Origin of the sequence: Vibrio sp. 10N.286.48.C11, assembly GCF_041469805.1 — a bacterium.
GTDB classification, from domain to species: Bacteria; Pseudomonadota; Gammaproteobacteria; order Enterobacterales; family Vibrionaceae; genus Vibrio; species Vibrio crassostreae_C.
Window position 1 is genome coordinate 3863 of the sequence record NZ_JBFRLK010000095.1, and the last position, 293, is coordinate 4155.

A 293-nucleotide genomic window follows, 5' to 3' on the forward strand; every position below is an offset into this window, starting at 1 on the left:
GATGCCAATGGTCATTGGGTATTCACCGCCAACAGCGCGTTTAATCAACTGAACGTCGGCGATAAAGTCGAAGAAACCTTCACGGTGTCGTCTGTTGATGGAACACCGTCCACTATCAAGGTGACAATTAACGGTACTAACGACACCGCTACTGTCAGCAGTGCGACCGTCGCCATCGATGAAACCGACAAAGCGGTAACTACCTCAGGTACGCTAACCAGTACTGACGTGGATAATCCAGATAATACCTTCACACCCGATTCCATTTCCGGTACCAACGGTGACCTGACTAT

1 protein-coding gene is annotated in these 293 nt (G+C 49.5%); it reads left to right on the forward strand.

Annotated features, from left to right (window positions below):
* The coding region (locus AB4209_RS20220; protein WP_372057106.1) for a VCBS domain-containing protein at positions 1–293 on the forward strand (293 nt) is incomplete at both ends.